This is a genomic window from Clostridium sp. Ade.TY, assembly GCF_000498355.1.
Taxonomy (GTDB): domain Bacteria; phylum Bacillota; class Clostridia; order Clostridiales; family Clostridiaceae; genus Clostridium.
Genome location: NZ_AVSV01000054.1, coordinates 1 through 9,430 on the forward strand (window position 1 = coordinate 1; position 9,430 = coordinate 9,430).

A 9,430-nucleotide genomic window follows, 5' to 3' on the forward strand; every position below is an offset into this window, starting at 1 on the left:
TTTGATAATATAAATATAGATGAAATTTCATCATATAAGTTATTATATGATGAAATTTATAAAGAAAATTTTATTACTGATAAATTAGAAATAGCTAGAAATATATTAAGTATATATCTAATTAAATCATCTACTTTATATATAGATGATAAAGTAATAAAATCAATTAGAAGTAATTATAATATATATTTAAGAGAAAATTATGATAAATATATAGAATTAAAGATGCAAACTGTTTCTTCATTATTAGATTTACAAAAAGAATTTTCAAAAATAGGTAATGATATAAGCGATAATTTCATAAAAAATCTTGGTACACTAGTTACATTTTTATTTACAGCTATTATATTAAATTCACTTAACAATGATTCTTTTACATCACTTTTTACTAGTGATATAACAAAAGTATCCATTACAATTTTAATTTTATCTACTATTTTTGTTATATATACTTATAAGCTTTCTAAAAAATCAATTTCAGATATTGAACATTTATATACAAATATAAGCTGTATTTATAATGATTTGCTTGATTCATCAGAAGTTGAAAATATAACTGAAAAAAGTTATTATACTGAAACAAAAAAAAATCTTGATTCTAAATTAAAATGGTATAGAAATGTATGGATTGTTATATTACCAATATTATTCATATCAACATTTACTCTTGGATATACACATATAATTAATTGGGTAAATTATTTTTTAAATCATATTTTTAAATAAATTAGTAAAATAAAACTAACTTTAATATTAAAGTTAGTTTTTTATTTATATTCAATTATTTTAATATACTTTTGTATTATTAATTAATATTTATTTTAAATTAATAAAAATCTCGTCTATAATCAGAACGTACGTTCGTTAATTATGTTATAATTATCCTGTAAATAAAATTTATGGGGTGATTAACTAATGAAAAATATAACTGATATATACAATTTAATTGAACAAGAACATATAATACTTGAAGAAGTTAATTTCAAACAAAGTAATATTGAAGGTATTTATTTTAAAGTGCCAGGACTCTCTCCTACTATAGGTATTCATAAAAATATAGTATCTGACACTACAAAATACATATCTATTTTAGCCGAAGAATTAGGCCATCATTTTACTTCTATAGGTGATCTATCTGCAGAATGTATTACTTATACTCAAAAAATAAATAAAAGTAGACAAGAAAAGAGAGCTAGAATATGGGCAGCTAATTATTTAATTTCTGATGAAGAAATAAATAGAGCTATACTCCAAAATATAGGTAACATATATGCACTTTCAATCCATTTTAATGTAACAGAAGAAATTATAAAATATAAGTTATTATCAATATATCTTAAGGAAGATAAATATACTAATATAAAGCTTTCTATTCAAGATAAGGAGGTAACTTATGACTGTTGCAATCTATAGTAGAAAATCTAAATTTACTGGTAAAGGTGAATCTATTGAAAATCAAATTATAAAATGTCAAAAATTTATTGAATTTAAGTTCTCTGATGAAATAACTAAAAAAGATGTAGAAATATATATTGATGAAGGTTTTTCAGGTAAAAATGAAGATAGGCCTAAATATCAAGAAATGATATCTAAAGTTAGAAATGGAGAAATTGATAAAATTATAATATATCAATTAAATAGACTTGGTAGAAATGCAAGAGATATACATAATACCATGGAAATGTGTACTTCACTAAACTGTATTATATATAGTGCTACTGAAGGCTTTGACTCCTCTACCTCTTTTGGACGAGCAGTTATTGGTATATTAGCTTCATTAGCTCAATTAGAGCGTGAACAACTTGCTGAACGTATTAAAGATAATATGTATACTCTTGCTAAAATGGGCCGTTGGTTAGGTGGACAATCTCCTTTAGGCTTTAATTATGTTAGAGAAACGTATAAAGATGAAAATATGAAAGAAAGATCATTAGCTTTACTTAGAAAAAATACTGAAGAATTAAAATTAGTAAAAAAAATATATGATAAATATTTAGATGAGAAATCCTTATCTCAAGTTAGTAAGTGGAGCTTAACCAATAATTTTAGAGGTAAAAATGGTGGTAATTTAGATAAAAGTGCAATAAATATAATACTTCAAAACCCAGTATATGTACAAAGTAACCAAGAAGTATGCGATTTTTTAGAAAAGCTTGGCTATGAAGTCTGTGGAGTTCCAAATGGTAATGGAATTTTGAGATATGGAAAAGGTGAAGAAAGAATTGCTGCTATAAGTAAGCATAAAGGAATTATACCTGCTGATAAATGGCTTCAAGTTCAAGAAATTATAAAAAAAAATACTGAAAAAGCTCCAAGATTAGGTAAAACTAATACTGCTCTATTAACAGGAATATTAAAATGTCAATGTGGTTCAGGAATGAGAGTTACTTATGGGCATAAAAAGCCTGATGGAACTAAATCATTCTATTATACATGCTCTATGAAAAACAATTCTGGTGGTACTAGATGTAAGTCTAAAAATATAAATGGGCAAGAAGTAGAAAAGCTTGTTATAAATAAAATTAAAATTAGAACTGCTGAAGATATATGTAATAATTTAAAGGCTCTAACAGGCTCTCTAAACCAAGAAGAAACTGCTAGTAAAGTAAATAGTCTTAATGAGGAAAAAAATCTCTTAAAAACAAAAATAGATAATTTAATAAATAAATTATCACTTACAAGTGATACCGATATTTCACAATTATTCATTAATCAAATATCAATATTTAAGGCTAAAATTTTAGGAATAGATAGACAACTTGATGAATTTAAAAACATAGAAGCTAAAATATCTGAAGCTCATAGAGAAGTTAATAATAATATAAAAAAATTGGATGAGTTTAAAAATAATTTTGATTACATGGATTTTGAAGAAAAGAAACACTGTTTAAATGATATGCTTGAAAAAATAACATGGAATAGTGACACTGAAGAAATAATATTAAAATACACATAATTAAAAGAAGTATGCTATATGCATACTTCTTTTATATTAATATTTATCAGCTGATTTAAACTTATTACGTAATTCGTTATATTCATTATCACTTATATTAGCATATGTCATATAAAATGGATTTACTGAATAATAAAATTGTGGATCAGTTCCGTAATAAAAAGAATCATAAACAGCTATAACCTTTCTATCATTAATCTTCATCGTATATTCAGTTGAACCCCCACCACTAAAAGCAAAAATAACAAATTCAATCCATAATCCAAATGTAAGAATTAATATTGTAATTAAAATGGTTATATTTTTTGCTATTTTAAAAATAATCTTATTACTTTCAATAATCATATAATTTAATTTTTTTCGTATATCAATATTTAATATAATTGTTGATATTATTGTAAAAGAAAATAGATTAATAAAAAATATAACTATTGGTGCTTTTCTTAAAAATAAATACCCATTGGATTCTTTTGCTTTTAAAAATATGAATACCATTATTATTATAAGTAAAAAATTTATTATTCCTATGATTTTAAATTTTTTCTTCATTACTAACCGCTCTCCCTTTTATCATTATACATGATATTGAAAATATATTGAATATTTAACTTTAAACATTTAATCTACTATTTTAATCTTTTTTACTTATACTTTATGTATCAATTTAGACTATCATACATCAGTGTGGCCTACAAAAAGTCCTGATTTTTCTCCACCACAGAATAAATTGTTCACTCCTTTTACTTGCATAAAATTAGTTCTTGGAGCTACAGATAAATATCTTATAGAATTTCCTTTACTTCCTGCATAAGGGTCAACATATTTTGCATTTTCAAGTCCATTTATTTTTCTAAGTTTTTCTAATGGATAATACGTAGTCATTAATTTTGCATGTCCAGTGTCTAATAGTATAATATTTTCAGCAAATTCTTTTAAAGCATATTGCTGACAAACTTTACTACTTAATTTATTATAATTTACATCTTCTTCTGGTATTTTAAGTATTACTACGCCCTTTTCCTCCAATTCTTTTACTATATCTTTTGATAAACTGTCTTTAGATAGTTTACAAGAACCAGAAAACGCTCCTAATTCATCGCTTGCTCTTTCACCTTTTATATCTTCGATATTACATCTTTCACTTATACTAATTCTTGGGCCAAATGCTGGACATCTTAATATACACATTGAACATCCATTACCGTACCTTAAACAATTTCCCATAGGCCCTGTTGATCCTGTTGTTTCTATAAAAACATCACCATCTACATAGGTATCATCAGCTAATATTATGCCCTTTATTAATTTATCTTTAAAATCTACATCTTTTACCCTAGTTTCCATATATAAATTAATACCCATATTCTTTAAGTGAGACTTAACTAAGCCTTCTACCAAATTCACATCATATAAATTAGCATGTTTATGACCTGGAAATTCAATATTTTTATGTCTTGCACAATCATCAGTAATTTTTATTAAATCTCCTGCTCCTAGTGCAATTAATTCTTCTGATGCAGTAAACCTTCCATTATTCCTCATAATCCCGCCTACATTACCAAGTCCAAGCAATAAATCAGTTTTTTCAAATAAATGAACATCAGCACCAGCCTTTTTAGCAGTAATAGCTGATGCAACTCCAGCCCAACCTCCTCCTATAACAACTACCTTCATATTAATCTCCTTTCTTCAAATATGTTTCTAGGATTAGTTTGTACTTTACAAAATCTTTTTACTTTATGTCCTTTATATCTAGCTGTACATGCTCCACAAACTCCTTCACCGCAACACATTTTAAAATTATTACAACATGATAGTAATACATCTTCTCTACCTAATTCATCTAAATAATTTATAATATTATATGTTAATATATCAGCTCCTCCTACGTGTATATAATTCACACCATTTTCTATATTTTTATATATTTTATACTTAAATTCATCCGTTAACTTTCCATTTATTAAAAGATTAATATTAGAACAATTATCAATATATTTATTTACAAATTTATTTGCAAAGTTATCATTTAATGATGCATAATCTAAAATGCAGTCAATTGAACAATTTTGTAATCTTAATTTTCTTAATATAGGAATCATAGGTGCAATTCCTATTCCTCTTCCAATAACCATACAATTTGTATTTACTTGTTTTTCTATATTTTTAATTCCAAATATACCATTCCAATAAGGAGCTCTTAAATTTATAAAATCATTATTTTTTAAATTTAATATTTTTTTTGTTTTAATTCCTCTTATTTCTATAGCTAAAGTTATAGAATTATTATTTACATTAGATTCTAATATTGATATAGGAAAATCAAAATTTTTATCATCATCAGGACATAAGAAAACATAGCTTCCTGGATTTATTAAATCTAAAGCTAATTTATGAGTTACTTTTATTTTCATAACTATAACTTTATTATCATAATTTTCTAAATTTATTATTTTGCAATTAAATTTTTCACGCATTCTTTTTGCTTTATTACCATTATTAAAGAATTCTTGATATATACAAACCCCTTTCCAATTTATACAATCACAAAAGCATTTTCCTTGCATTTGAGAGCATAATATACATTCTCCAGTTTCGGCTAATTTACATGGACAATATTCAGTCCCAGCATCAATACAATCTATATCTTCTCTAATCATTACTTCCCCCTAAAAATCATTTCTCATAATAAGATATTAATCGTATATTTATTTTGTTCTTAATATATAAAAAAGTATGATAAATCAAAATTGATTTATCATACTTTTTATTATTTATATATCATTATATTATTTAAATCTTCTATTTTCATATTTTTAGACAACTTAATTTTCTGTTGAATATAACTATTTTTAGATTCCTTATTACTATTTTTAAATGCAGCTATTATATCTCCTTTATTTAAGTTTATGTAAGGTTTAAACACTTCTAATTCATATTGAGTACTGTCTTCAGTATAAGCTTTAATTATTTCTTCATCACTAATATTTTGTGCAATTAATGGATTTATTTGTTCTAGTACTAACTGTTTACTATTAATTATATTAAAAGAATATCTATCTTTTATGTAATTAAATATTTTTTCAGTTTGATTCCATCTATCAGAACAGTTTAATACAACAATTATTATATCTCTTCCATTTTGATTAATAGAAGATACTAAACACTTTCCAGCTCCACCTGTATATCCTGTTTTAATACCATTTGCTCCTGGAATCTTCCAAAGTATTTTATTTATATTATTATAATCTCTTGAAAATCCATACTTTTCTTTACTTATTGACTTTGTTCCAACTATTTCTTTAAAAATATCATAGTTCATTGCAGCTGATGATAATATTGCAAGGTCATAAGCTGATGAATAATGATCTTCTTTATCTAATCCATGTGGTGTTTGAAAATGTGAATCTAAAATACCAATTCCAGTTGCAAAATGATTCATCTTATCTGCAAATCCTTCTACTGAACCTCCAATACCTTCTGCAATTACTATAGCAGCGTCATTACCTGACTTATACATTAATCCATACAATAATTCTCTTAATTTAATTTTTTCCGAAACTTTATATCCAACTTTAGAACCCCTAACAGCTACTGCATTTTTAGAAACTTCAAATTCTTCATCTAAATCTCCATTTTCTATTGCAACTAAAGCTGTAAGTATTTTTGTTGTACTTGCTATTTTAACTATTTCAAAAGCATTTTGTTCATATAGAATTTGTTTGCTTTCTTTATCTATTGCTATTGCATTTCTAGCAGACACTTTAAGTTTAGTATCAGCAAAAGCATTAATAGTAAATGTATTTAAAATTAAACAAATTAGAAGTGCCTGTATTATGTATTTAAATTTTTTCATAAAATCACCTCATTATTATTTTGAAATAATTTTTCCCTAATATGCATAGTATATTTTTCCTAGAATCTGTTTAGAATACTAATATTGTAGGGAGGATTAAAATGCAAAGCTCTAATTTTATATTATTAATTATAATGCTCATTATATTAACTCCTATTCCAATAAAGTTTAGTGTATTTTATGAAAATAAGGTTTTAAATGTAAAACTTTATAATTTTTCTATAATATCAAAATCAACTAACACTACAGATAGGAATTTAGAAAGCAAATTTATTAATATTTTAAATAAAAAACAAAATAAAAAATTCAATTTAAATTATAAAAGATTTTTAAAAAATTTTTCTTTAAACCTAACTAAATATAATTTAAAACTACCTATTAAACTTTTAGGTAATTTAAATTATTCATTAGGTGATGCATATAGAACTGCTATTATGTATGGAGGTCTAAGTTCAATTTTGGCATTTTTATATAGATATATGAGTTCAATATTTAATTTTAGTAATTCAAATTTTAGTATTAATCCTTCATTTAAAGATTATTCTTTTGTTACTATTAATTTTAAATGTATATTATACGTATCTTTTGGAAAAATTATTTATATGATGATATTAATATTAAAATCTTTAATTAATTCTAGGGAGGTGAACCCTGTTAAAGGGGATTTATGAACAAAGAACATCCGATTCAAAATTTAATGAAAAGCACTATGGAAAATATCAGAGATATGGTTGATGTTAATACAATTATAGGTGATGCCGTAGAAACAAGAGATGGAACTTATATTATACCTATATCAAAGGTATCTTTTGGATTTGCATCAGGTGGTACAGAATTCGATTCTCCAAATAAAGTATCATCAGATTTTGAAATAGACTATCCTTTTGGTGGTGGCTCCGGTGCCGGAGTTTCAGTAAAACCAGTTGCATTTTTAGTTGTAAGAGAAAATTCAGTAAGATTATTACCAGTAGAACAAGATAATACTTATGATAGAATAGTTGATACTGTACCTCAAGTTCTTGAATTATTTAAAGATGCATTTTGCAAAAAGGAAAATAAACAAGAAAATCATCAAAAAGAAACTCAAGACGTAAATATAAATATAGATGCTAGTAATAGAACTTTAGACGTTGATGATTTAGTTTAAAAAAATAAAGGCACAGATGTATTTTTAGCATCTATGCTTTTATTTTTTGTTTAGTCATTATTATATTCTTCTGAATCTTCTGTTACAGCAACTTCAAAGAACTCTAATGACGGTAATTCTTTTATAGACGTCAATCCAAATTGTCTTAAAAATTCATTAGTAGTTCCATAAAGAATTGGTCTTCCAGGAACATCTAATCTTCCGACTTCTTCTACAAGATCTCTTTCTAGTAATTTTTGAATTGCACTTTCTGATTTAACGCCTCTTATTTCATCAATATCAACCCTAGTTATAGGTTGTTTATATGCTATTATTGATAAACTCTCTAAAGATGCCTGACTTAATGATTGTCTTTTATTTTTCTTCAATAATTTTTGAATATAATCTGAATACTCATTTTTTGTAACAAGTTGATAAGATCCATTTATATTAATTAGTTTTATACCTCTATTTGATATTTCATATTCTAAAGATAATTCTGAAATTATTTCTTCTAAATATTTAGGAGTTACTTCTAAATTAATTGCTAAATCTCTTAATGATAATGGCTCTCCACTTACGAATAATAATGCCTCTATAGCTCCTTTAATAGGTTCTTTCCTTGAAGTTTCTTTAAATTCGAATTGTCCTAAACTAACTGTCTCCATCACTATCACTTCCTTTTATAATTATATCTTCAAAAGTAGAGTGTTGATATATCTTAACTTGTTTTTGCTTAATTAACTCTAATAATGCTAAAAAAGTTACAACGCATTCTAACTTATTTTCACACTCATTAATAAATTCACTAAATTTTTTAATATTATTTTCTCTTAAAGATTCCAGTATATAATCATATTTATCTTCTATTTTATATTGATCTATTCTTATATTTTTTTGAATTACATTAACATCATTTTTTTTATTCTTATAAATATCAAGTAATTTATTATATATATTATAAAGATCTATTAATGTTATATTTTTAAATAAATTTTTATTATCTAATTTATTTTCTTCTAAATCTTCTATAATTTCTGGCTTTTTAGGATAACTTATATTATTTTGAAGAGAAACTTTTTTAAAGTATTCAGTAGAGGCCTTTATTTTTTTATATAATATTAATTTTTCTAAAAGTTTCTTCTCAATATCTTCTTCAGGTTCTTCTACCTTTTTTACTTTAGGTAAAAGACTTTTTGATTTTATTTCTATTAAAGTAGCAGCTATAACTATGAATTCAGATGTTATTTCTAAATCCATTTCTTTCATAGTATCTAAATACTGCAAATATTGATTTGTTATTTTATAAATTTCTATATTATATATATTCATCTTATTTTTTTTTATAAGATATAATAACAAATCAAATGGCCCTTCAAAGTCCGCTACCTTTATTTTTGGTAGTTCCATAAATACACACCTTTCAACTAAAATAACATTTTAATTATATAATAAATTCTAATGAATTTAAATTAAAAAATAAAGAAGCTAT

The 9,430-nt window shown here is 24.3% G+C and carries 10 protein-coding genes and 1 pseudogene; 5 read left to right on the forward strand and 6 right to left on the reverse strand.

Translation table 11 applies throughout. From position 1 onward, the window contains the following. The 3 genes from O212_RS16745 to O212_RS0115570 form a co-directional block, all read left to right on the forward strand. Positions 1–726: hypothetical protein (locus O212_RS16745; protein ID WP_024615976.1), on the forward strand; the 726-nt coding region annotated here is incomplete at its 5' end. Between the two features lie 189 nt (positions 727–915). Continuing rightward, entirely contained in the window at positions 916–1,413 is a 498-nt protein-coding gene (locus O212_RS0115565) for an ImmA/IrrE family metallo-endopeptidase (RefSeq protein ID WP_024615977.1), read from the forward strand. Next, the gene (locus tag O212_RS0115570) at positions 1,394–2,956 is read left to right on the forward strand and encodes a recombinase family protein (RefSeq protein ID WP_024615978.1); all 1,563 of its coding nucleotides are present in this window, start codon (positions 1,394–1,396) and stop codon (positions 2,954–2,956) included. Before O212_RS0115565 ends, O212_RS0115570 begins: the two co-directional genes overlap by 20 nt. 36 nt (positions 2,957–2,992) lie before the next feature. Here O212_RS0115570 and O212_RS0115575 read toward each other — a convergent pair whose 3' ends face one another. From O212_RS0115575 to O212_RS0115590, 4 genes and pseudogenes are all read right to left on the reverse strand, one after another. Beyond that, positions 2,993–3,505 (reverse strand): hypothetical protein, encoded by a 513-nt coding sequence (locus O212_RS0115575; protein ID WP_029699468.1) that lies wholly within the window; start codon positions 3,503–3,505, stop codon positions 2,993–2,995. A gap of 129 nt (positions 3,506–3,634) precedes the next feature. Then, a pseudogene (locus tag O212_RS0115580) lies at positions 3,635–4,630 on the reverse strand (FAD-dependent oxidoreductase); the annotation flags it as partial. After that, complete coding sequence (locus O212_RS0115585; protein WP_024615979.1) at positions 4,627–5,616, reverse strand: sulfide/dihydroorotate dehydrogenase-like FAD/NAD-binding protein; 990 nt, start codon at positions 5,614–5,616, stop codon at positions 4,627–4,629. The pseudogene O212_RS0115580 and the gene O212_RS0115585, both read right to left, overlap by 4 nt. Positions 5,617–5,726: 110 nt before the next feature. Further along, the gene (locus tag O212_RS0115590) at positions 5,727–6,812 is read right to left on the reverse strand and encodes a D-alanyl-D-alanine carboxypeptidase family protein (protein ID WP_024615980.1); all 1,086 of its coding nucleotides are present in this window, start codon (positions 6,810–6,812) and stop codon (positions 5,727–5,729) included. Between the two features lie 101 nt (positions 6,813–6,913). Here O212_RS0115590 and O212_RS0115595 point away from each other — a divergent pair, with 101 nt between their 5' ends. Together O212_RS0115595 and ytfJ are read left to right on the forward strand one after the other, a co-directional pair. Beyond that, the gene (locus O212_RS0115595; RefSeq protein WP_024615981.1) at positions 6,914–7,483 is read left to right on the forward strand and encodes a DUF2953 domain-containing protein; all 570 of its coding nucleotides are present in this window, start codon (positions 6,914–6,916) and stop codon (positions 7,481–7,483) included. After that, on the forward strand, positions 7,480–7,959 hold the full coding sequence (gene ytfJ / locus O212_RS0115600) for a GerW family sporulation protein (protein ID WP_024615982.1): 480 nt from the start codon (positions 7,480–7,482) through the stop codon (positions 7,957–7,959). The genes O212_RS0115595 and ytfJ overlap by 4 nt, the downstream gene beginning before the upstream one ends. A gap of 50 nt (positions 7,960–8,009) precedes the next feature. Here the strand turns inward: ytfJ and scpB are convergent, their stop codons facing one another. Further along, positions 8,010–8,606 (reverse strand): SMC-Scp complex subunit ScpB, encoded by a 597-nt coding sequence (scpB, locus tag O212_RS0115605; RefSeq protein ID WP_024615983.1) that lies wholly within the window; start codon positions 8,604–8,606, stop codon positions 8,010–8,012. After that, positions 8,593–9,348 (reverse strand): segregation/condensation protein A, encoded by a 756-nt coding sequence (locus O212_RS0115610; RefSeq protein WP_024615984.1) that lies wholly within the window; start codon positions 9,346–9,348, stop codon positions 8,593–8,595. The genes scpB and O212_RS0115610 overlap by 14 nt, the downstream gene beginning before the upstream one ends. Positions 9,349–9,430 lie beyond the last annotated feature (82 nt).

Bases quoted from the DNA above. Each gene is read 5' to 3' on its own strand.
- O212_RS0115565 (WP_024615977.1), top strand. From the start codon at position 916: ATGAAAAATATAACTGATATATACAATTTAATTGAACAAGAACATATA.
- O212_RS0115570 (WP_024615978.1), top strand. From the start codon at position 1,394: ATGACTGTTGCAATCTATAGTAGAAAATCTAAATTTACTGGTAAAGGT.
- O212_RS0115575 (WP_029699468.1), bottom strand. From the start codon at position 3,505: ATGAAGAAAAAATTTAAAATCATAGGAATAATAAATTTTTTACTTATA.
- O212_RS0115585 (WP_024615979.1), bottom strand. From the start codon at position 5,616: ATGATTAGAGAAGATATAGATTGTATTGATGCTGGGACTGAATATTGT.
- O212_RS0115590 (WP_024615980.1), bottom strand. From the start codon at position 6,812: ATGAAAAAATTTAAATACATAATACAGGCACTTCTAATTTGTTTAATT.
- O212_RS0115595 (WP_024615981.1), top strand. From the start codon at position 6,914: ATGCAAAGCTCTAATTTTATATTATTAATTATAATGCTCATTATATTA.
- ytfJ (WP_024615982.1), top strand. From the start codon at position 7,480: ATGAACAAAGAACATCCGATTCAAAATTTAATGAAAAGCACTATGGAA.
- scpB (WP_024615983.1), bottom strand. From the start codon at position 8,606: ATGGAGACAGTTAGTTTAGGACAATTCGAATTTAAAGAAACTTCAAGG.
- O212_RS0115610 (WP_024615984.1), bottom strand. From the start codon at position 9,348: ATGGAACTACCAAAAATAAAGGTAGCGGACTTTGAAGGGCCATTTGAT.